The organism is Corynebacterium uberis, from assembly GCF_020616335.1.
In the GTDB taxonomy this organism is placed as follows: domain Bacteria; phylum Actinomycetota; class Actinomycetes; order Mycobacteriales; family Mycobacteriaceae; genus Corynebacterium; species Corynebacterium uberis.
In genome coordinates this window covers 1,381,321-1,402,906 of the sequence record NZ_CP085051.1, presented here as the reverse complement: position 1 = coordinate 1,402,906, position 21,586 = coordinate 1,381,321, and the positions used below count along the sequence as shown (strand labels likewise).

At 65.1% G+C, this 21,586-nt stretch carries 19 protein-coding genes, 7 tRNA genes and 1 pseudogene; 17 read left to right on the top strand and 10 right to left on the bottom strand.

Features of this window, described 5'->3' with window-relative positions; translation table 11 throughout:
* Positions 1-26 precede the first annotated feature (26 nt).
* Positions 27-593 (bottom strand): DUF3000 domain-containing protein, encoded by a 567-nt coding sequence (locus LH390_RS06525; RefSeq protein WP_399524483.1) that lies wholly within the window; start codon positions 591-593, stop codon positions 27-29.
* 344 nt (positions 594-937) lie between these two features.
* On the opposite strand from LH390_RS06525, the gene hemQ reads away from it, so the two are divergent.
* On the top strand, positions 938-1,639 hold the full coding sequence (gene hemQ, locus LH390_RS06520) for a hydrogen peroxide-dependent heme synthase (RefSeq protein WP_227282076.1): 702 nt from the start codon (positions 938-940) through the stop codon (positions 1,637-1,639).
* A gap of 110 nt (positions 1,640-1,749) precedes the next feature.
* Here the strand turns inward: hemQ and msrB are convergent.
* From msrB to LH390_RS06475, 9 genes and pseudogenes are all read right to left on the bottom strand, one after another.
* Positions 1,750-2,139 (bottom strand): annotated as a pseudogene (gene msrB / locus LH390_RS06515) (peptide-methionine (R)-S-oxide reductase MsrB); the annotation flags it as partial.
* The gene (locus tag LH390_RS06510) at positions 2,136-3,545 is read right to left on the bottom strand and encodes a glycosyltransferase family 87 protein (RefSeq protein WP_227282077.1); all 1,410 of its coding nucleotides are present in this window, start codon (positions 3,543-3,545) and stop codon (positions 2,136-2,138) included. The gene LH390_RS06510 and the pseudogene msrB, both read right to left, overlap by 4 nt.
* 37 nt (positions 3,546-3,582) lie before the next feature.
* The gene (locus LH390_RS06505; protein ID WP_227282078.1) at positions 3,583-4,293 is read right to left on the bottom strand and encodes a dihydrofolate reductase family protein; all 711 of its coding nucleotides are present in this window, start codon (positions 4,291-4,293) and stop codon (positions 3,583-3,585) included.
* A gap of 62 nt (positions 4,294-4,355) precedes the next feature.
* Positions 4,356-4,428: transfer RNA gene (locus tag LH390_RS06500), tRNA-Gly, on the bottom strand.
* A gap of 34 nt (positions 4,429-4,462) precedes the next feature.
* Positions 4,463-4,534, bottom strand: a tRNA-Val gene (locus LH390_RS06495).
* A gap of 35 nt (positions 4,535-4,569) precedes the next feature.
* Positions 4,570-4,643 (bottom strand) — tRNA-Cys (locus LH390_RS06490).
* Between the two features lie 32 nt (positions 4,644-4,675).
* Positions 4,676-4,748, bottom strand: a tRNA-Gly gene (locus tag LH390_RS06485).
* Between the two features lie 34 nt (positions 4,749-4,782).
* Positions 4,783-4,854: transfer RNA gene (locus LH390_RS06480), tRNA-Val, on the bottom strand.
* A gap of 29 nt (positions 4,855-4,883) precedes the next feature.
* A tRNA-Gly gene (locus tag LH390_RS06475) sits at positions 4,884-4,959 on the bottom strand.
* Positions 4,960-5,369: 410 nt separating this feature from the next.
* Here LH390_RS06475 and LH390_RS06470 point away from each other — a divergent pair.
* The 16 genes from LH390_RS06470 (at position 5,370) to secF (ending at position 21,568) form a co-directional block, all read left to right on the top strand.
* A tRNA-Val gene (locus LH390_RS06470) sits at positions 5,370-5,444 on the top strand.
* A gap of 423 nt (positions 5,445-5,867) precedes the next feature.
* Positions 5,868-6,374, top strand: coding sequence for a copper resistance CopC family protein (locus LH390_RS06465; protein ID WP_227282079.1), 507 nt, complete (start codon positions 5,868-5,870; stop codon positions 6,372-6,374).
* A 15-nt stretch (positions 6,375-6,389) separates the two neighbouring features.
* Positions 6,390-7,085 carry a copper chaperone PCu(A)C gene (locus LH390_RS06460; protein WP_227282080.1) on the top strand — a complete coding sequence of 232 codons (696 nt, stop codon included), beginning with the start codon at positions 6,390-6,392 and terminating at the stop codon, positions 7,083-7,085.
* A 153-nt stretch (positions 7,086-7,238) separates the two neighbouring features.
* On the top strand, positions 7,239-8,405 hold the full coding sequence (locus tag LH390_RS06455; protein WP_274709624.1) for a Dyp-type peroxidase: 1,167 nt from the start codon (positions 7,239-7,241) through the stop codon (positions 8,403-8,405).
* Between the two features lie 202 nt (positions 8,406-8,607).
* The gene (gene thrS / locus LH390_RS06450) at positions 8,608-10,659 is read left to right on the top strand and encodes a threonine--tRNA ligase (RefSeq protein WP_227282082.1); all 2,052 of its coding nucleotides are present in this window, start codon (positions 8,608-8,610) and stop codon (positions 10,657-10,659) included.
* Positions 10,619-11,218, top strand: a complete 600-nt coding sequence (locus LH390_RS06445) for an HIT family protein (protein ID WP_399524657.1) — start codon at positions 10,619-10,621, stop codon at positions 11,216-11,218. The genes thrS and LH390_RS06445 overlap by 41 nt, the downstream gene beginning before the upstream one ends.
* Positions 11,211-11,882, top strand: a complete 672-nt coding sequence (pgsA, locus tag LH390_RS06440) for a phosphatidylinositol phosphate synthase (protein ID WP_227282084.1) — start codon at positions 11,211-11,213, stop codon at positions 11,880-11,882. Before LH390_RS06445 ends, pgsA begins: the two co-directional genes overlap by 8 nt.
* The gene (locus LH390_RS06435) at positions 11,882-12,787 is read left to right on the top strand and encodes a phosphatidylinositol mannoside acyltransferase (RefSeq protein WP_227282085.1); all 906 of its coding nucleotides are present in this window, start codon (positions 11,882-11,884) and stop codon (positions 12,785-12,787) included. Before pgsA ends, LH390_RS06435 begins: the two co-directional genes overlap by 1 nt.
* Positions 12,784-13,971: a glycosyltransferase family 4 protein gene (locus LH390_RS06430; RefSeq protein ID WP_227282086.1), complete on the top strand. Its 1,188-nt coding sequence runs from the start codon at positions 12,784-12,786 to the stop codon at positions 13,969-13,971. The genes LH390_RS06435 and LH390_RS06430 overlap by 4 nt, the downstream gene beginning before the upstream one ends.
* Positions 13,972-13,983: 12 nt before the next feature.
* Positions 13,984-14,460, top strand: coding sequence for a hypothetical protein (locus LH390_RS06425; RefSeq protein WP_227282087.1), 477 nt, complete (start codon positions 13,984-13,986; stop codon positions 14,458-14,460).
* 334 nt (positions 14,461-14,794) lie between these two features.
* Positions 14,795-15,550 (top strand): YebC/PmpR family DNA-binding transcriptional regulator, encoded by a 756-nt coding sequence (locus tag LH390_RS06420; protein ID WP_227282088.1) that lies wholly within the window; start codon positions 14,795-14,797, stop codon positions 15,548-15,550.
* A gap of 150 nt (positions 15,551-15,700) precedes the next feature.
* Complete coding sequence (ruvC, locus tag LH390_RS06415; protein ID WP_274709625.1) at positions 15,701-16,258, top strand: crossover junction endodeoxyribonuclease RuvC; 558 nt, start codon at positions 15,701-15,703, stop codon at positions 16,256-16,258.
* Positions 16,255-16,875 (top strand): Holliday junction branch migration protein RuvA, encoded by a 621-nt coding sequence (gene ruvA / locus LH390_RS06410; protein ID WP_227282090.1) that lies wholly within the window; start codon positions 16,255-16,257, stop codon positions 16,873-16,875. Before ruvC ends, ruvA begins: the two co-directional genes overlap by 4 nt.
* A gap of 6 nt (positions 16,876-16,881) precedes the next feature.
* Positions 16,882-17,988, top strand: coding sequence for a Holliday junction branch migration DNA helicase RuvB (gene ruvB / locus LH390_RS06405; protein ID WP_227282091.1), 1,107 nt, complete (start codon positions 16,882-16,884; stop codon positions 17,986-17,988).
* Between the two features lie 439 nt (positions 17,989-18,427).
* The gene (secD, locus tag LH390_RS06400; protein WP_227282092.1) at positions 18,428-20,416 is read left to right on the top strand and encodes a protein translocase subunit SecD; all 1,989 of its coding nucleotides are present in this window, start codon (positions 18,428-18,430) and stop codon (positions 20,414-20,416) included.
* Complete coding sequence (gene secF, locus LH390_RS06395) at positions 20,417-21,568, top strand: protein translocase subunit SecF (protein ID WP_227282093.1); 1,152 nt, start codon at positions 20,417-20,419, stop codon at positions 21,566-21,568.
* Positions 21,569-21,586: the final 18 nt, after the last annotated feature.

Below are 21,586 nucleotides of genomic sequence, written 5' to 3'. Positions count from 1 at the left end.
AGGCTTGAGCGTATGGCCTGAAGAATCTAGGACCCGAGTTGGGTCACGCCCTCAGGCGGAAGGCCAGCCACGTTGGCCAGCACGCGGGCAAAGGCAGCAACGTGGGGGGACAGATCGTTACCATCGGCGGTCCAGGACGCGCGCATCTCAAGCTGATAGGCCCGTGGCGGGCCGCCAATGTCACCGTAGCGCACAGACGTGGTAGATGTGACGGTGCCACCCAGGTTTGTCAGGCCTGCCGATTCCTTTTCTAGCGCCTCAGTGAGCCATTGCCAGGCCACCTCCGGCAGGAGGGGATCGGCGGCAACCTCATCATCCATGTCTGCCTGAATGTAGGCCACCAGGCGCATGGATCCCTCCCAGGCGTCCTCTGCCTTGGGATCGTGCAGGAGGATCAGCCGGCCAAAGGCGTCACCGTCCGAGTCCGGGGGAATCTGGTCAGGTAGCTCAGGTTGTAGGTGGTCAACCTCCAGGCCGATGGCGTGGCTAAAGGGGGCGAGGCGCTGGGGCGGGCGGATCGTTCCCAGGCTCAGTTCCGGGCGGATATACGCCGAGTGCATGGACTCGACCGCCTCGGAGAACTCAGCCGGCACAGCCGCCTCGTCGCTGCGTCGGCGCCGGGAGGCGGACGCAGCCGTGGTGGACGAATCGGAATGGATCACGCACACAAACGTATCTTTAGCTTTGTGCGTGGCGTGAAGGCGCGCCGAAGCTGAGCATATTTGGCATAGCAAAGTGACAACCCCCATCCCGCTGTGGGTACCCTTGGTTCCCCTCCCCGTGCGTTCAAACTTATGATGGATGAGACGCGGTGCCGGCGGGGTGCTTCCATCCCGCGGGCACCGGTTGACTACCCCGCGCGGGATGGCAGCATCCCGCGCCGCGCGGAGGCGGAGGAGACCGCCTCCCACTCGCCAGAAAGGACATCGACGCCGTCATGGCAGACATGGATCTCGATCAACTCAACAACTATCAGCAGTACACCCAGTACGCAGTGTTCCATATTGGGCAGGGAGCCCTGCCGGATGACCGCACGGACGTGGCCGCCCAATTCCAGAAGTTCCTGGATGACCTTGCCGCCGCCGGCACCGTCACCGTGCGCGGCGTCTACCTGGCCTCCGGGTTCAAGGCGGACTCGGACCTTATTATCTGGTGGCACGCGCCTGAGTTCTCGGACCTGCAGTCCGCGCTCAACGATTTCCGCCGCACCACCGTGCTGGGCCAGGTCTGCGAGTTGGTGTGGTGCGGAAATGGCGTGCACCGCCCCTCCGAGTTCAACAAGGCACACCTGCCGTCCTTCATCATGGGCGAGGAGCCGGAAGAATGGATGACCGTCTACCCCTTCGTCCGCTCCTACGACTGGTACGTCCTAGATCCCACCGATCGCCGACGCATCCTGGCCGAGCACGGCCGCGCAGCCGCCGGCTACAAGGACGTGCGCGCCAACACCACCACCGCCTTCGCGCTCGGCGACTATGAGTGGATGCTCGCTTTCGAAGCCTCGGACATGGGCCGCATCGTCGACCTCATGCACGACATGCGTTACACGGAGGCGCGCCTGCACGTGCGCGAGGAGATTCCGTTCTACAGCGGCCGGCGCATCATGGATGCCCAGACGCTGCTCAACGCGCTGCCCTAAGCGCGGCGCTGCGGGGGCAACCCCGAATCTGCCGAGGCGCCCGGTGCGCCCGGTGCGCCCGAAGTGCTTGTCGCTTCCGGCGCCTCGGCGCCATCCGGTGCGTCAGCGGAAAGCTCGAGGCACACGGAGTTGATGCAATAGCGTAGGTCGGTGGGGGTGTCATAGCCCTCACCGGCGAAAACGTGACCCAGGTGGGAGCCGCAGTTGGCGCAGATCACCTCGGTGCGCGTCATCCCCAGCGAATGATCTTCGCGCTCGATGACGGCCTCGCCGGCTAAGGGGGAGAAGAACGCGGGCCATCCGCAATGGGAGGGGAATTTCTCAGTGGAGCGAAACAGCTCTGCCTTGCACGCCCGGCAGCGGTAGATTCCGGCCGTGGTGGTGTCTGTGTATTCTCCGCTAAACGGGGCTTCCGTTCCGGCCTGACGCAGGACGCGGTATTCCTCAGCGCTTAAACGCTGGCGCCATTCCTGATCGCTGATGAGACGAAAGTCGGTCATCGCTTTCCTTTCTGGATTGACGTGGTGCGGCGGGGGCGGGTGGGCGAGTTCGGGGCACCGGTTGCCATGGAGCCTGCAGAACCCACAGCGCTCGCAGAGCCCGCAGTCGCTGTAGTCGCCGGAGTCACCGCAGCTACCCCAGCGGCTGGCCGCGTGACGTGAGGCCCGGCAGCATCCGCCCACCACCATCCGAGGATAACGGCTGCGCTGGCAAGCAGCAGCCCTGCCCAGCCTACGGGTGCGGCCAGTGAATTAAACACGTGTGATATGTACCAATGATTCTCAAACACTGGTTCAACCGGGGCGAGGAAGAGCCAGGCGGCGGCCCAGACCATCCAGGAGTGTGCGACCGATCGGCCCATCAGCGCCGTGAGCAGCAGCGGGAACAGGAACATGGAATAGTACTTTTGGCCCAACGAGGACAGAAGAAACACGCCGACGAGCAGGATGCCGCTGGAGGTCATTGCCCACAGGGTGGGGTCGGTGTCACGCCAGCGCGCCAGCCCGATGATCCCGATGGCTACGGACCCGGCCAGGCTGGCCCACAAGAGCAGATGTAGTGCGGCGGGCATACCGTAGTACTGGGCCACCCCGGCGAGCGAGGCGTTGGCGTAGTCGCGGACCTGGCCAAGGTAGGGGGTGACCACGTGCAGGTAGTCGCTTGCCCCGGGGACGAGGGGCCACGCCACCACATTGAGCCCCACGGGCACCAGCACGCCGGCGAAGACAGGCTTGAGCTGGAGGCGCATGGCGGGCAGGATCAGCAGCGGGGCGAATTGTGGCTTGATCACAATGGCCAAGCCGATGAGGATGCCGGCAGCCCAGTCGCGGTGGTGGAGGAAGAGCACGAGGAATCCGGCGAGCAGGGCAAGTAGGACGCCGTTGATATTGGAAAAGATCAGCGTATTGCGCACCGACTCCGTCAGGAAGGCAGCCAGCACCACGGTGGGGTAGACGCAGCTGCGCAACGCCCACCCGCACAGCCGCACCAGAATCCCAAGGGCTGCGATGATGCACGCCGCATTGAGGAGGATGAAGATCATCCGTGCGGTAGGCACGTCTGCGGCAAGACCAAGCGGGGCCAGGATGGCGGTGGCCCCGGGGTTGTACAGGTAATGCGGGTCCACAAAGCGGTAATTCTCGGAGTAGACCGGGACACCTTCAAGCATGCGGCGCGCCGCGGAGTGGACGGTGGTGAAGTCATCCGTCTGAGACCCGATGACGGCCTGGGCGCACACCACCTCCAGGATGGTCCATACGGCAAGCGGCCAGGCTATCGGATTGGCGTAGCGGTCAATCCGGGTGCGCCGGGGGGTGGACCAGCCGGAATCGGCCGAGCACAGCGGGGCGTGTGCCTGCCAGGTCTGGGACAGGCGGTGGCGCAATGTGTGTGGTGCGTGGGTCACCCACACATGGTAACGTTGCCGCCCCTGTGCCCGTCGGTTACCCGGCGGGGTTTGGGCGCCGGTAGCGCGCATAGACCATTGCGTCTGCGTCGGCGGCGAGCCCATCGAGGCGCCAGCGTGGCGCAGGATTCACCGGTGGCTTGTGCTCGTGGCCGGCGACCAGGGGAGTGTCCACGCTGGGCAGAAGTGCAGGGGAGACGGTGAGGTGGAAGACGTCGATAAGCTCCCGAGCCAACAGGTCCGCGTACAGGTGCGGCCCGCCTTCGACGAGGATGCGCGGGTAGCTCGGCCGCAGTGCGGCGATCGGATCGCTGCCCCCCGCCAGCACCTCCCACCCGTCTGCACGCAAGCGGTCAGCGCTTATCGACGCCGCCGCCTCCTCCGACGTCACCACCACCCCCGCCGGCAGGTTCGCCCACTCCAGCTTCCGCGAGACCACGCACAGCACCGGAAGCTCCCGCTGCCCGCGCGCCACCCGCTCGCGGCGGGCCTGGGCAGGCACATCCACCGGCCCATAAGACTCGTTACGCACGGTCGCCCCCGTGACCACAATGGCATCGGCCCAGGAACGCAAACCCGCAAGCAAGGCCGAATCTCGCGCCGTGCCCAACGTGCCAGAGCGGCCCTGCACAGTCGCACTCCCCGTCGCCGCCATGATCGCCACGGCGCGCACCTCCGGGTGGCCCACCGGCGCGGTCGGGCCGATGAGATCAGCCACCGTCGGATCAACGCAAAATGCAACAGACATGCCTGCCACCCTACAAACAACTCCACCCCGGACGGACACGCCGTACGGGGTGGAGAACAGAGAGCGGATGACGAGACTCGAACTCGCGACCCTCACCTTGGCAAGGTGATGCGCTACCAACTGCGCTACATCCGCAAAAGATAATCCCGGCAACAACCGGAATGATCCGTGCGCGATACTGGGATTGAACCAGTGACCTCTTCCGTGTCAGGGAAGCGCTCTCCCGCTGAGCTAAACGCGCTCGCATTGCCCGTGCCTGGTGTGACACGACAATCGTGGAGGTGGAAACGGGAATCGAACCCGTGTGCACGGTTTTGCAGACCGTTGCCTCACCACTCGGCCATTCCACCGTGGCGTTACCGCCTCGGGCACTCAGTGCCAGAGCGGATGACGAGACTCGAACTCGCGACCCTCACCTTGGCAAGGTGATGCGCTACCAACTGCGCTACATCCGCAAAAGATAATCCCGGCAACAACCGGAATGATCCGTGCGCGATACTGGGATTGAACCAGTGACCTCTTCCGTGTCAGGGAAGCGCTCTCCCGCTGAGCTAATCGCGCCGGGGAAACCACCAACAAGGGCGATAACCTGGAGCGGATGACGAGACTCGAACTCGCGACCCTCACCTTGGCAAGGTGATGCGCTACCAACTGCGCTACATCCGCACGCACCTGGCCTATAAGGCAAAAAGCTCAAGGCCGTTGTGCGTTGACAAACTTTAGCCTGACTCCACCAATCGGTACAAATCGCCTGGGTTCCTCCCCAGCGCGGGGGTGAACGGCGGGGGCGCGAGGACCCTGTGCGGGCCGGCATGGGCGCGGCGGGAATGGGTGTGACGGCACTGCTGCTGCGGGCGTGCCGGGGGGTGGCGGTGGCGTCGTTAGTGCGTCGGTAGTGCTTCGATGCCGCGGCAAGGTGAGACGCCGCCCCTACCCGGGAAAGCCCTGCGAAGGGGCTATGCGGGTCCTCGCCGGGGCAAAGACCAGCGGATTTCGCGGTGGGAGCGCCTCCGTGCTACCTTGAATCCCGCACCACCGGCCGCATGAAGTGCTTGATCGCGGCACGGTTTGGATGCGGTCCCATGGCTCAGTGGAAGAGCGTTCCGTTCACACCGGAAAGGTCGCTGGTTCGATCCCAGCTGGGACCACCACATGACGGGAACACTTAGTGTTCCCGTCTTTTTGCATTTCCGGTGGGGGATGCAGGGCTTAAAGGCTAAAGGCGCACGCCGTTTGCCTGCGCGCACCGTTGCTGCCCGCAGGGGGCTCATACCGTTAGTGCCCAGGTGGGAGTGCGCTCGCCTGGCAACTGGGGAACTACTTGGCCGATTGTGTCGACTACTCCAGTACCGGGCATGGCGCCATGCCCGGTAATTCGCCTGGGGTCACGCCCGGGTTGGCCTTCATAGGCCCGCTCGGTGGACAATGGCAGATGCGAGCATCGGGATGTTCCCGGTTGCTACCTAAGCGCCAGCTGTCCGGCGTGAAGAAAAGTGAGGTGAGACAGCGTGCCACAGCGCACACGTGCACGGCTTGGCTGTGTCATGGCAGGGGGCTTATTTATGCTTAGTACCGTGGCGCCTCTTGCCCAGGCACATGACGTAGTCATCAGTGCCGAGCCCGGAGTAGGGGCCACCGTTGCGCAGTTTCCCCACCAGATCACTCTGACCTTTTCCGGCATTCCGCGTGACACCTTCAATACCGTGGCGGTGTCGCGGACAGGAGGAGGGGAGATTCTCTTCCGGGGTGAGCCGACTTTGCGGGGGCGCGATGTCAGCGTTGAGCTCCCCACGGATCTCAACCCGGGGCCAGGCGACTACACCATCGGTTTTCAGATCACGTCCTCCGACGGGCATGCGACCCGCGGTATGACCACCTTTAGCGTTGCGGGTGAGCCTGGCTCCGCCGCGGCGCAGTCCGCCGACTCGGCAGCTGCTCCGTCCGCCGAGGGGGCGTCGGAATCCGGCGCCACGGCGGCGACGGTGGCTGCGGTAGCCGCGGGCGTGGTGGCCGTAGTCGCAGCGCTTGCCGGCGGATGGGTGTGGCGGCAACGGCGTCAGAATCAGCAAGAACAACACTAGAAAAGGGCTTTGACAATGTCTGTGAATGTACGTAAGGGTTCCACCGCGCTTGGTGTCTTGTGTGCGACCGTGCTGGTGGGTGCCGGCCTGGCCGCCTGCTCGCCCGACGAGCAGCCGTCCACCAACACCAGTCCTGCCGCCAACCCCACGGCGGCCGCACCGAAGACGACGAGCAACGCGGCAGGCGAGCACAACGATTCGATGGTGACCTTTGAGCGCGGCGTCGTACGCGCTAAGGGCACGGACAATGACATGACCGCGGTTTTTGGCACCCTGGTCAACCACACGGATAAGGACGTCCGCATCACGGGGCTGACCAGCTCGCTGGGTACGGCTACCTACCAGCTGCACGAGGTTGTCAACGGCGTCATGCAGGAAAAGCCCGGCGGCTTTGTGGTGCCCGCCAACGGCACTTATGAGCTTGCGCCGGGCGCCGACCACATGATGATCATGGGCTATGCGCACCCGGTGGCCTCCGGCGACACGGTGACCCTCACCCTGACCACGGATGCCGGCGAGGTGGAGGTGCCGGAGGTTCCGGTGCGTGTCATCGCCGCTGGCGAGGAGAACTACGGGGACCTGGATCACGGTGGTGCGGACAAGGCCGGCGAGCACGGTGATCACGGCATGAAGGGCCACGACATGAATGGCCATGACATGAAGGGGCATGACATGAAGGATCAGGGCGAGCACGCGGAGCACCAGCACTAAAAGCTGGCGTACTTAGCCCCCGACATCCGTCGTCTCCGCTGTGAAAGGACACTCGTACCCGTGAGCACCCACCGTCATATCGAACCCGCGAAGCACCACACCGTTTCCCGGCGTGGTTTCCTTGCCGCCTCTGCGGCTACGGGGGTTGGAGGAATGGCGGTGAGCGCGTGTGCGAGCCCCCAGCACGATGACGGCCAGGACCAGCACGATGACGCCTGGCTTGCCGATCAGCAGGTGCCCTTCGACGGCGTCCACCAGGCGGGCGTGCAAACGCCGTCCCAGGCACACGTCAACCTTTTGGCGTTCAATTTCCACGAGGGGGTCGACCGTGCGGGCATCAAGCGCCTCATGCGACTGTGGACCGAGGATGCGCGCGCGCTATGCACGGGCAACACCCCGGTGGGAAGCCTCGAACCGGAGCTGACCACCAGCCCCGCAAACTTGACCATCACCTGTGGCTTTGGGCCGCGGCTTTTCGACGTCGCGGGGCTTACCAAGCAGCGCCCCTCCTGGCTCGCCCCCATCCCGGCGTTCGCCCACGACAAGCTCGATCCGCAGTGGGGTCAGTCGGATCTGGTGCTGCAGATCTGTGGGGATGATCCCCTGGGGGTGGCCCACGCCATGCGCCACATGATCCGGTCCGGCAAGGAATACGTGACCACCGGGTGGCTCCAGCAGGGATTCCTCCACGCGGACGGCGTTGGCCGTGGGCAGACCGCGCGAAATCTCTTTGGGCAGAAGGACGGCACCGTCAACCCGCATACCGACGAGGAATTTGCCCAGCAGGTGTGGATCGACCAGGGGCCCGCCTGGGCGCGCGGCGGCACGGCCATGGTGGTGCGCCGCATTTTCATGAATCAGGACACCTGGGAGATCCTGGATCGGCCTTCCCGTGAAGTAGTGGTTGGCCGTGACCTCGTCCACGGCGCCCCGCTGTCCGGTGGGGATGAGTTCACCCCCGCGGACTTCCAGGCCGCGGACGCCTCCGGGTTGACCCTCATTGACCCCAACAGCCACATGGCGCGGGCAACCCCTCCTGCCGACCACCCGGAACAGCGGATCCTGCGCCGCCCGTTTAACTGGGATATTCAGCCGGACCCCGCCACCGGGGCGACCTCGAACACGGGGCAGATTTTCATCTGCTTCCAAAAGGATCCCACGCGTCAGTTCATTCCCATTCAGCGGCGCCTGGATCAGGCCGATCGGCTCAATGAGTGGATTACCCACATCGGCTCGGCGGTCTACTTTGTCACCCCGGGGGTCAGCGCGAGTGATCCCGGGCGGGACGCCTACTGGGGAGCCGGGCTGCTGGAAGGCTAGTCGGACCGAGTAAGATCGACGCACGACTGTCGGGTGCGTGCACCAGGCAGCATCTGTGCGTGGCTCCGGCACCTCGGTCCTGCCATGCCATGGGTGCATGCCGCGCGTGCCCGCGAACAGTATTGTCGTGCGACCACACGTGGGTGATTGCGGCCCGGTATGCCGCCGTCCCCACCCAAGCGCAAAGGAGCGCAGGAGACCTATGGTGAACTCCGCCGAGAAACTATCCGCCTTTGAGGTACCTGCAGGTACCCCCGTCGGGCGCGCCTTGCGCGACTATGACCTGCCCAACAAGGGGCCTGAGGCCATTGTGTGCGTAAAGGATGCCGCCGGGGTGCTTCGGGATCTGTCCTACACCCCGACCGAGGCGGAGACGGTCACTGCCGTTGCGGCCAACACTGAAGACGGCCGCAGCGTCATCCGCCACTCCTGCGCGCACGTGCTTGCCCAGGCGGTGCAGGCAGAATTCCCCGGTACCAAGCTGGGGATCGGGCCGGCCATTGAGGGCGGGTTCTACTACGACTTCGACGTTGCGGAGCCGTTCACGCCGGAAGATCTGCGCACGCTGGAAAAGCGGATGAAAAAGATCATCAAGTCCGGGCAGCGCTTCGAGCGCCGAGTATGGGAATCCAAGGACGAGGCCCGCCAGGCCTTGGCCGCTGAGCCCTACAAGCTTGAGCTCATCGAAGACAAGGGCAGCGTGGCCCCGGATTCTGACGAAGCCACGGAGGTCGGCGAGGGCGAGCTGACCGCCTATGACAATGTCAACCCGCGCACCGGTGAAACGGAATGGTTTGACCTGTGCCGCGGCCCCCACGTTCCCACCACCCGGTATATTCCCGCGTTCGCGCTGACGCGCACGTCCGCGGCATATTGGCGCGGTGACCAGTCCAACGCCGGCTTGCAGCGCATCTACGGCACCGCCTGGGAGTCCAAGGAGGCGCTGGAGAGCTACCAGACCATGCTCGAAGAGGCGGAAAAGCGCGATCACCGCCGGCTGGGTCAGGAGCTGGACCTGTTTAGCTTCCCCGATGAGATTGGCTCCGGGTTCCCGGTGTTCCACCCTGATGGCGGCATTGTGCGCCTGGAGATGGAGGAGCATTCCCGCCGTCGCCACATCGCCGCCGGGTACTCCTTTGTGAACACCCCCCACGTGACCAAGGGCGAGTTGTTTAAAAAGTCCGGTCACTTGGACTGGTACTCCGATGGCATGTTCCCCCCGATGCAGCTTGATGGGGAAGTCGATGAGCAGGGCCAGGAGACCAAACCTGCCCAGGACTACTACGTCAAGCCCATGAACTGCCCCATGCACAACCTCATCTTCGCCTCCCGGGGTCGGTCCTACCGGGAGCTGCCGCTGCGGCTATTCGAGTTCGGCACCGTCTACCGCTATGAAAAATCCGGCGTGATCCACGGGCTGACCCGCGCCCGCGGCTTTACCCAGGATGATGCCCACATCTACTGCACCGAGGAGCAGCTGGAGGCCGAGCTGACCAGCGTGCTGGAGTTCATCATCTCCCTGCTTCAGGACTACGGCCTGGATGACTTCTACCTGGAGCTGTCTACCAAGGACCCCAACAAGTACGTGGGCAGTGATGAGGTCTGGGAGCGGGCCACGACGATCCTGCGCGACGTTGCTACCGCTTCCGGTTTGGAGTTGGTCCCGGATCCCGCCGGAGCGGCCTTCTATGGTCCGAAGATCTCCGTACAGGCGCGCGACGCGATCGGCCGGACCTGGCAGATGTCGACCGTGCAGCTGGACTTCAATCTCCCCGAGCGATTTGGGTTGGAGTACACCGCCCCGGATGGCTCGAAGAAGCGTCCGATCATGATCCACCGCGCCCTGTTCGGCTCTATCGAGCGGTTCTTCGGGGTCCTGCTGGAGCACTACGCGGGTGCCTTCCCGGCCTGGCTGGCACCCCACCAGGTGATGGGAATCCCGGTGGCTGATGAGTTCTGTGGGCACCTGGAAATGGTTGCAGACAAGCTGCGCCAGCGTGGCATCCGCGCTCAGGTGGATACCTCTGACGATCGCATGCAAAAGAAGATTCGCAACCACACCACCGGCAAGGTGCCCTTCATGCTGCTGGCTGGTGGGCGCGACGTGGACGCGGGCGCGGTCAGCTTCCGGTTCCTTGATGGCTCCCAGATCAATGGGGTGCCGGTGGATGAGGCGGTGGAGCTCATCAGCGCATGGGTGGCAGATCGCATCAATGATCAGCCGAGCGAGGCTCTCCTTGCACAGCGACGCTGATTCTCCCCACGCTTGGGTAGATACGGGAGCGGGCGAGCCGGACCGCCTGGAGCGCCTGTGGGCTCCCTATCGCATGGACTACATCACGGCGAGCCCGGGCGGCGACGCGCGACCGGCGGATCCCTTTGTGGATCTGCCGCGGCACTCGGATGAGGATTCGCTCATCGTTGCTCGGGGTGAGCTGGTGTATTGTGTGCTCAATCTGTTCCCCTACAACGCCGGGCACATGATGGTGATTCCGTACCGCAAGGTGGCCGATATTGAGGCACTGGATGCCGCGGAATCCGCGGAGCTGTTCGCCTTTGCTCAGCGGGCGGTGCGCACTCTGAAAAAGGTCTCCCGCCCCCAGGGGGTCAATGTTGGCTTCAACTTAGGGCAGTCCTCCGGCGGCTCTATTCGGGATCACCTGCACATGCACGTGGTGCCGCGGTGGGCAGGGGACGCGAATTTTATGACGGTCCTATCCGGAACCAAGGTGCTGCCGGAAGTGCTCAGCCGAACGCGTGAGGTGCTGGCACAAGGATGGGCCGAGACGATCAAGGAGGACCGTGATGCTTAGCGTTCACGGACGACGCCCCGCCGCCGTGGTGGTCGAGCCGATTGCGCGGGCGGTTCTGCGCACCGGGCTGACCCCCAACGTGATCACCGTGGTGGGGGCGGTGGCCACCATCGTGGTGGCGGTCACCCTCATCCCCACGGGTCACCTCCTGGCGGCGGCCGTGTTAACTGGGATCTTCGCGGCCAGCGACATGATCGATGGCACCATGGCGCGAATGAGCGGGGGTGGGACCAAGTTCGGTGCCACCCTGGATGCGTCGTGCGACCGGATTACCGACGGCGCACTTTTTGCTGCCATCACCTGGTGGCTGGTCTATACCTATCAGCCGCATCGCAGCCTCATCGTCGCCGCCTTGGTGGTCTTGGTGTCCTCCCAGGTCATCTCCTATGTCAAGGCGCGCGGTGAAGCCAGCGGGCTGACTATGGTTGGTGGTCTTGTCGAACGCCCCGAGCGCCTCATCGTGGGGCTGGGCGGCATCGGCTTGCAAGGATTGGGAGTCCCCTGGGCAATCGACGTGGCGCTGTGGGTGCTGGCCGTGGGCTCTGTGTTCACGGTGATTCAGCGCCTGATGATGGCCGCCCGGTCCCCGGTGGCGGGTCAGCCCTCGGCGGCCCCCGCAGGGGCAACGCCGCAGCGGCCGGCAGCGGACCGCAGGGTCGATTGATGAGCGCCCAAGAAACGCTCAGTGCCTGGGGCTACCGGGCTGGGTGGGCGGTGGTGCGCGGGGTGCCCCCAGTGGTGACCCGGCGCGCCTTCCAATGGGCGGCCGATCGGGTGAGCGATGACGGTCGCGGTTGCGAGCAACTGCGCGCCAACCTCGCCCGCGTGGTTGGGGATGCCGGGGTGACCCGCCAGCTGGTGCGCGACTCCATGCGCTCCTACGCGCGCTATTGGGAAGAGGCCTTCCGCCTGCCCACCATGATGCGGCAGCCGGGGCTGCTCGACCAGCTTGTCGCCGGCACCGAAGGGCTTGAGCACCTGGAGGAGTCGCTGGCCAGCAGGCGGGGAGTGGTGGTTGTGCTTCCCCATACCGGCAATTGGGATATGGCGGGGCTGCTGCTGGCGCAGCGCTACACCCGATTTACAACCGTGGCGGAGCGGCTGCGCCCGGAGAGCCTTTACCAGGCTTTCGTGGACTATCGGCGCACGCTGGGCTTTGACGTGCTTGCTCTGACTGGCCAGGGCCCGGTCCTGCCGCGATTGGCGGAAGTGACCCGGTCCGGCGGGGTGGTGTGCCTGGTGGGAGAACGTGACCTCAAGCGCCGCGGCGTGCCCGTGGAGTTCTTCGGGGAGCAGACCACCATGCCCACCGGGGCCGTCGAACTAGCGGCCGCGACCGGAGCGCATCTGCACGTGGTGCACAGCTGGTTTACCGGCACCGGTACTGCGCATCGCGGGTGGGGTTTGAGTGTCTCGCCGCGGGTGCAGGTCAGCTCGGTTGCGTCCACGCAGCAGGCCGTAGCAGAGATTTTTGAGCGTAATATTCGGCGCCACCCCCACGATTGGCATATGCTTCAGCCGTTATGGCCCGCAGATGTCACGGAGAGGAAATCATCCCCGACCCGATGAGAATTGGCATCGTTTGCCCTTATTCCTTTGATGAACCCGGCGGTGTTCAGGCGCACATCTTGGACCTGGCACGGGTTCTTATCAGCCATGGGCACGAGGTAGAAGTGCTGGGCCCTGCCTGCGCCGATACCCCGCTGCCAGAGTTTGTGGTGCGGGGCGGGGCTGCGGTGCCTATTCCTTATAACGGGTCAGTGGCTCGTATCGCTATCGGTCCGAACGTACGGCGTCGGACGCGGGAGTTCATTGAGCAGGGCAGGTTTGATGTCCTTCATATTCACGAGCCCAATTCGCCGAGCTTTTCCATGAGTGCGCTGATCCAGGCGGAGGGGGCGCTGGTGGCCACTTATCACACGTCCACGACCTCCTCGCGCGCCCTGCGTGCCGCGTTGCCGCTGTTGCGCCCGTACTTGGAAAAGATCCGGGGCGGTATTGCGGTATCGGAGATGGCGCGCCGGTGGCAGGTGGAGGCTTTGGGCGGCGACCCAGTGCTCATTCCCAACGGGGTTGATACCCGTATTTTCCAGCGCGCCGTGGAGGCCATGAAGGATCAGCCGCGCGGGGTGGATGATCCCCTGCGGGTGGTTTTCTTGGGCCGGGTCAATGAGGCGCGCAAGGGGCTGACCGTTCTTTGGGAGGCGTTGCGCCAGCTCGATACCGGCTCCCGTGCGGTTGAGGTTGCCATCGCCGGGTCCGGCGAGCTGCCCGACTCCGTGCAGGCCACCCTCACCGGGCGAGGGGAGAAGCTGGCTGCCGGGGTGCGGGTCCGCCACGTGGGCCGGATCAGCGACGACGAGAAGGCGCGGCTGTTGGCACAGGCTGACGTGTATGTGGCGCCGAATACCGGCGGGGAGAGTTTTGGCATTGTCCTCGTCGAGGCGATGGCAGCGCATTGCGCTGTTGTTGCCAGCGATCTGGAGGCCTTTGCGGACGTGTGCGCGGTGGCTAGTTCCGAAGCTGCGGGGGTGCTCTTTAAAAACGGGGACAGTGCTGACTTGGCGCGGGTGCTGGGGGAGCTTATCGCGGACGGGCGGCGTCGAGAAGCGCTATCCGACGCCGCGGCACGCCGCGCTCAGCGCTACGACTGGCAGCGGGTGTCGGCGGAAATTGAAGCCGTCTATGAGACGGTGCGCGAAGACAGCCCCGTGCGTCTCGCGCAAAGGAGCACCGAGACAGAATTGAGGTAACTGACAGCTACCATGGGAACTATCGCCATTATCGTGGTCACCGCGCTGGTGACCATCATCGCTGCGTGGGCCTATTTCACCGCACAACGGCTTAACAGACTCCACATCCGCACCGCGGCGGCGCTCCAAGCGCTGCGCGCCGCGCTCGACCACCGCGCGCACCTGGTTGTTGCGACGGTCCCAGAAGCGCAGGAGGCGGCCAACCGTGCGGCGGCCATCGAGATGAGTTATGCCACCCTGGACGCGCGCGCGGTCGCGGAGGTGCAGGTAGAAGAGGCGCTTCGCGACGCCCCCGAGCGCCAGGACACCCAACGCGCGCTGGTCGACGCATCAACACGCGTCGAGCTCGCCCGGCGCTTCTACAATGACGCCGTCACCGACACGCGCGCATTGCGCACGCGCCCCCTGGTACGCGCCCTGCGGCTAGGCGGAACGGCCCGACTTCCGGAGTATTTCGAGCAGGTCCACGTCCCGTCCGCGGACAACTAGCGCACCCTGAGCGCGCGCCCTGCCTGCCCGCCCGGCGATACCGGCACCGCGCAGCCGGGGCCGCCTGCGTGGGTGGGGCGACGGGGGTGCGTATACTTGGCCCAGCTGGATGTGCCGCTGCGTCCCCGCAGCGGCAGTGTCGTGTCCGCAGCACTCGCCGCACCTGTGCCCCTGGGCCCGCGGCGGGTACGTGCGGTGCGCGGCACGCATCATGTTCATGACTGAAGCACGAGTTTTGCTAGGGCGGCGCCCACCATGCGGGCGCGCCGCGGATGCACAAGCCCGGGTGCAGGCCAGTGCCGCGCTGGGGCGTCGATGAAGAAAGGCATGCGATATGTCAGGTCACTCAAAGTGGGCTACCACCAAGCATAAGAAGGCCGCCAATGACGCGAAGCGCGGCAAGGAATTTGCCAAGCTGATTAAGAACATCGAGGTTGCTGCCCGCACCGGCGGCGGAGACCCGGCGGCCAACCCCACGTTGGATGACATGATTAAGAAGGCCAAGAAGGCCTCCGTGCCCAATGACAACATTGAGCGCGCCCGCAAGCGCGGATCGGGCGAGGAAGCCGGCGGCGCGGACTGGCAGACCATCATGTACGAGGGCTACGGCCCCAACGGCGTGGCCATGCTCATCGAATGCCTCACCGACAATCGGAACCGCGCGGCCACTGAGGTGCGCACCGCCATGACCAAAAACGGCGGCAACATGGCGGATTCCGGCGCGGTGTCCTACATGTTCAACCGCAAGGGCGTGGTGCTCATTAAGAAGGGCGAGCTTACTGAGGATGACGTCCTCATGGCTGTGCTTGACGCCGGTGCGGAGGAGGTCAATGACCTCGGCGAGACCTTCGAGATCGTCAGCGCTCCGGAGGACACCTCCGCGGTGCGCGAGGCGCTGGTTGGCGCCGATATTGAGGTCGAGGATTCCGAGCAGGACTTCCGCGCCAACCTAGAAACCCCCCTGGAGGCCGGCGACGCCAAGAAGATCCTGCGCCTCATCGACGCGCTGGAAGACTCTGACGACGTGCAAAACGTCTACACCAACATGTCCCTGTCCGACGAGGTCCTCGCCGCGCTCGACGAGGATTAACCACCGCAGCGGCGCCGTCGCCTTCACCCGCGGCTTTTCCCGGGTGGGCGGGGCGCCGCTAGTGCATCGCTACTATGTGCTAAGAATATGGGGTACGGCCCATAAGGAGAGCGAGGAGCGTTTGTGACGGCAACAGGACAAGTCCGCGTCATGGGCATCGATCCTGGCCTCACCCGCTGCGGGCTTTCCGTAGTTCAAGGGGGGCGCGGCAGGGGGGTCATCCCCATCGCCGTGGGAGTAGCGCGCACCCCGCCGCACGCCGAGCTCACCGAAAGGCTCCTGCGGCTCTCGCGCGCCGTAGCCGAATGGATGGACGATTATCATCCAGACGTCGTAGCCATCGAGCGCGTCTTCGAGCGCGGAAACGTCTCCACCGTCATGAACACCGCGCACGCGGTGGGCGTTTTGGTGCTCGCCGCGGCACAACGCGGCATTCCCGTCTACATGTACACCCCCAGCGAAGTAAAAAAGGCCATCTCCGGTAACGGCCGGGCGGATAAGAAGCAAATGACGGCCATGATTACCCGCATTCTTGGACTCAGCGCCGCGCCCAAGCCCGCTGATGCTGCCGACGCCCTCGCCCTTGCCGTCTGCCACTGCTGGCGCGCCCCGCTACTCGAACGCGCCCAGCAAGCCACACAAGCCCACACATCCCCGGCCCAGCCCACGGCCCAATCGAGCGTCGTCGCTGCGAAAGGACACCCATGATCGCCTCTCTTACCGGCCCCGTCATCGCCATTGAACTTTCCGGGGCGGTCATCGAATGCGCCGGCGTGGGCTATTTTTTCACCGCCACACCCGCGACGCTGGCCACGCTGCGCCGCGGGGAAGTAGCCACGGTGCTCACCACGATGGTCGTGCGCGAGGACGCCTTGACCCTCTATGGGTTCATCGACCCTGCCGCCCGGGCCATGTTCGGGGTATTACAGACGGTCTCCGGTCTGGGCCCGCGCCTGGCCCTTGCGGCCGAGTCCGTCTATAGCGCTGCCGAACTGGCCGGATTCATCTCCAGCTCGGATGCGCGCGCGTTGCAGCGCATCCCGGGGGTGGGCAAAAGAATGGCCGAGCGCATGATCGTCGACCTCAAGGACAAGGTCCAGGGCTACGTCGATGAGGCGGGAGGCGCCACGGATGAGCCGGCGGCTGCGCCGGGCGGGGCGACGGATTCCGCCGTGGGAATCCAGGTCACAGCAGCGCTGGTGGGCCTGGGGTTCACGGAAAAGCAGGCAGCCGGTGCCGTCGATGCGGTCCTCGCCGAGGCGGACTCGCTGGATACCTCCAGTGCCTTGCGCGCGGCCCTCGCGCGGCTGGGGCAGAAGGGCTAGGCGGACATGTCAGACATTGAGAAAACAGAATTCGATTTTTCCCCCCGCGGGTCGGGGCAGTTTTCTGGGACCAGTGACGTCACCCCCCAGCTGCGCACCGGGGAGCAGGACGCCGAGCGCAACCTGCGCCCGCGCAGCCTGGATGAGTTTATCGGCCAAAAGAAGGTGCGCGAACAGCTCTCCCTGGTGCTTCAGGGTGCCAAAAGCCGCGGGGTAGTGCCCGATCACGTGCTGCTCAGCGGGCCTCCGGGGCTGGGCAAGACCACCATGGCCATGATTATCGCCCAGGAGTTGGGCACCAGCCTGCGCATGACTTCCGGCCCGGCGCTGGAGCGAGCAGGAGACCTGGCCGCCATGCTGTCCAATCTGATGGAAGGCGACGTCCTGTTCATCGATGAGATCCACCGCATTGCCCGGCCCGCCGAGGAAATGCTCTACATGGCCATGGAGGATTTCCGCATCGACGTCATCGTGGGCAAGGGCCCTGGTGCCACGTCCATTCCCCTCGAACTTCCGGCATTTACGTTGGTGGGGGCCACCACCCGATCCGGGATGCTTACTGGACCTTTGCGCGATCGCTTCGGGTTTACTGCGCAAATGGAGTTCTACGACGTCGAGGACCTCACGCAGGTGGTCACCCGGGCTGCAGCGATCCTGGGCGTGGGTGTGGATGCTGACGCCGCCCGGGAGATCGCGTCACGGTCCCGCGGAACGCCGCGTATTGCCAACCGGCTGCTGCGCCGCGTCCGCGACTATGCCGAGGTCCATGCCGATGGTCACGTCGACGTGTCCTCCGCGCGCGCTGCCCTGGAGGTCTTTGACGTGGACCGCAAGGGGCTCGACCGCCTGGACCGCGCCGTCCTCAACGCCCTCATCCGCGGCCACGGCGGCGGACCAGTGGGCGTTAATACGCTTGCCATCGCGGTAGGCGAAGAACCGGGAACGGTGGAGGAGGTTTGCGAGCCCTACCTAGTGCGAGCGGGGCTGATCGCCCGCACCGGCAGGGGACGGGTAGCTACCGCCGCCGCATGGCGCCATATCGGCTTGGAACCGCCGGAGGGGGCCATCGGTTTTCATGAGGCAACCGCCGAACCCGACGCGCCCAGCTCTTAGTAGGCTTACCTTGCGTTTGGGCTCGCAGGCACGCGCGATGGGGTGGGCAAGAGTGCCTGCTGGCTAGCCCTTTTGGCGTCGGGAAGGTGGACCCCATACCGCATCGCGGGGGCTATGCCGTACGATGTTGGCTTGGACAGCCCCGGGTGCGCCGGCACGCCAGCCGCGCGTGCCGCTACCCCTGGCGCCCTGAAAACCGTCGCGCGACCCACGGCAGGTCGCGCACGCACATTATTGGAACCACAACGATCACAAGTGGCAGCCGCAGTCGTGGGCGGCGGCCCAGGTGGCAATGCGTCGCCACACGGTCCCCGGTTGGATGGACGGCCTGGGGCAGTGTTGGCCTGGCGTGGCAGCCACGCGCGCCAATGAGGAGACGACACCTGTGTCAACACACCTGAGACCACGGGGCTCGAGGAACAAGAGTCATTCCTGGCCGATGAAGGCGATGGGCATCTTTGTGCTGCTTGTCATCGCCATGTACTCGCTGGTCTTCTTCACCGGGAACCGGGAAGCAACCCCCAAGTTGGGCATTGACCTGCAAGGCGGAACTCGCATCACCCTGGTGCCCCAGGGCCAAAAGCCCACCCAGGACCAGCTGGCACAGGCCAGAACGATCATGGAAAACCGTGTCAACGGCATGGGCGTGACCGGTGCGAGCGTGATCACGGACGGTGACACCCTGGTTATTACGGTCCCCGGCGAGGATGCCTCCCAGGCGCGCGCCTTGGGCCAGACTTCCAAGCTCATCTTCCGGCCGGTCGCCGAGCCGGGCAATCCGGACTTGGGCAGGCTCATGGACGTGGTCGGTGACATGGCCAATAGGTGGGTCACCTTCGGCGTGCTGCCAAAGGAACAGGTGGAACAGGACCTGAAGACCTTTGTGGAGCAGTCCAACAAGACCATCCAGGACGACAAGACTCCGCGGCTGAAGATGCCGGCGATTACGGCGACGCCGAAGCCGGAGCCGGCAAACTCCCTGGAGGCAGGCGAGCGGCGCCGCGAGGTGACCGCGATGCTGGCCAAGGACCGCCAGTCCACCGACCCGACCACTCAGCTGGCCGCCAGCATCCTGGTGGGCTCTGAGTGCAAGGAAGGCGGGATTGATCCGCTCCAGGGCACTGATGATCCGGCCAAGCCGCTGGTGACCTGTGATGTCTCCGGCCGCGGCGACGCCCCGAACCGGCCGATGATCCTGGCCCCCGCCCCGGTGCTGGAAGGTGACGCCGGCAAGGACGGCACCCGCCTGTCTGGCGCGAACATTGATACCGGTTCACCCATCAATGGCGGGCTCAACTCCAAGACCGGGCAGATGGAAATCACCTTCGCGTTTTCCACCGGCGGCGGCTCCGAGACCTGGTCCAAGCTCACCAACGAATACCTCAACCGCCAGGTGGCCATCACCCTGGACTCCCAGGTGATCTCCGCGCCGAATATTCAGAGCCCCACCCCGGTGGGCTCTGGTACCTCGATCACCGGTGCCTTCACCCAGACCGAGGCGCAGACGCTGGCCAACAACCTGAAGTACGGCGCCCTGCCGCTGTCCTTCGCCGGTGAGAACGGCGAGTCCGGCGGCACGACCAAGACGATCCCGGCAAGCCTCGGCGCGTCCTCGCTGAAGGCGGGCCTCATCGCCGGCCTGGTGGGCCTGGCGCTCATCGCCGTCTACGTGTTCGCCTACTACCGGCTCTACGGTCTGATCTCCTTGTTCACGCTGTTCTGCGCCGGCGTGGTGGTCTACGGCTCGCTGGTGCTGCTGGGCCGGTGGATTGACTACTCGCTGGACCTGTCTGGCATCGCCGGTCTGATCATTGGTTTGGGCGCTACCGCGGACTCCTTTGTGGTCATGTATGAGCGCATCAAGGATGAGGTCCGGGAAGGCCACACCTTCCGTTCGGCGTCGCGGCGTGGTTGGGATCGCGCCAAGCGCACCGTGGTCACCGGCAACATGGTCACACTGCTGGGCTCGGTGATCATCTACATGCTCGCCGTCGGTGAGGTCAAGGGCTTCGCCTTTACCCTGGGTATGACCACCGTGTTTGACCTCGTGGTCACCTTCCTGATCACCGCGCCGCTGATGATCCTGGCCGCCCGCAAGCCCTTCTGGGCCAAGCCCGCCGTCAACGGTATGGGCCGGGTCTACCAGGTGGCCGCGCACAAGCGGGCGCTGCGGGAGGGACACACCCCCGGTGTCGTGTCTTCCTCCAGCTCGACCGTGACGTCCGGCGCGACCGGAGCCGGTGCCGAGAGCAGCCTGAAGCCTTATAGCCATCCGGAGCGGGGGGCGTCGGAAAGCGCGAAGCCTGCGCCGGACAAGGAGGGCGACGAGCGCGTTATCGCCCGCAGCGTGAGTAAACCGATCAGCGTGCAGCACCCGGATGAGGCCGCTGGCGCGCACCGGATCACCTCCGACGAAGAGGAGAAGTAAATGACCACCGTCACAGAACACAAGACCGGCTTCTTCGACCGGCTCTACACCGGCGAGGGTGGCATTGATTTCATCGGCCGCACCAAGCAGTGGTACATCATCACCGCGGTGCTGGTGCTCATTAGCATCGGCGCGATTGCGGTGCGCGGCTTTGACATGAGCATCGATTTCGAGGGCGGCACCAAGCTCAACATGCCCGCCGCCGAGCTCACTGTCTCCGACGTGGAAAAGACCTTCACGGATGCCACCGGCGTGACCCCCGAGCTGACCCAGGTGGTCGGTTCCGGCGACACGGCAACCCTGGAGATCAACTCCCAGCGCCTAAGCGACGACCAGATCCAGGACGCCCGCCGCGCGATCTTTGAAAAGTTCCAGCCCAAGGACGCGACCGGGAAGCCCAGCCCGGATGCGGTGGGTGACTCCACGGTCTCCGAGTCCTGGGGTTCGACGATCACCAACCGCATGCTCATCTCCATGGTGGTCTTCCTGGCGGCGGCGTTTGCCTACATTGCGGTGCGCCTGCAGCGGCAAATGGCTGCCGCGGCCATGATCGCATTGCTTATCGACGCCGTCCTCATCGCCGGCATCTACGCACTGTTCGGCTTCGAGGTCTCGCCGGCCGCCATCATCGGCCTGCTCACGGTGCTGTCCTTCTCCGTGTATGACACCGTGATCGTCTTTGACAAGGTGCGGGAGAACACCGAGGGCATCTTTGGCTCCCGCAAGCAAACCTACGCAGAGGCGGCTAACTCGGCGGTCAATGAAACCGTCATGCGTTCTATTTCCACCTCGGTGATCTCCGCGCTGCCCATCGTGGCGCTCATGGTGGTCGCCGTGTGGATGCTCGGCGTCGGCGACCTCAAAGACCTCGCCCTCATCCAGCTCATCGGCGTGGTTGAAGGCGTGTTCTCCTCGATCTTCCTGGCCACCCCGGTGCTGGTGTCCCTGGAGAATCGGCGCCAAGATGTGCAGCGCCACAACGAGGAGGTAGCCCGCTACCGGGCCGGCGAGGATGAGTCGGCAGAACCCAGCGTGGCTGCCGCCCGCGGCCGGCGCGTGGTCGGCGACCTGCACACGGCGGATTACGCCGATGATCCTGCCGAGGCCTCCGGGCAGTCCCGCCCTGGCGCAAGCTGGCGCCCCGGCCTGTAGGCGGGCGCGTCTGCGGGT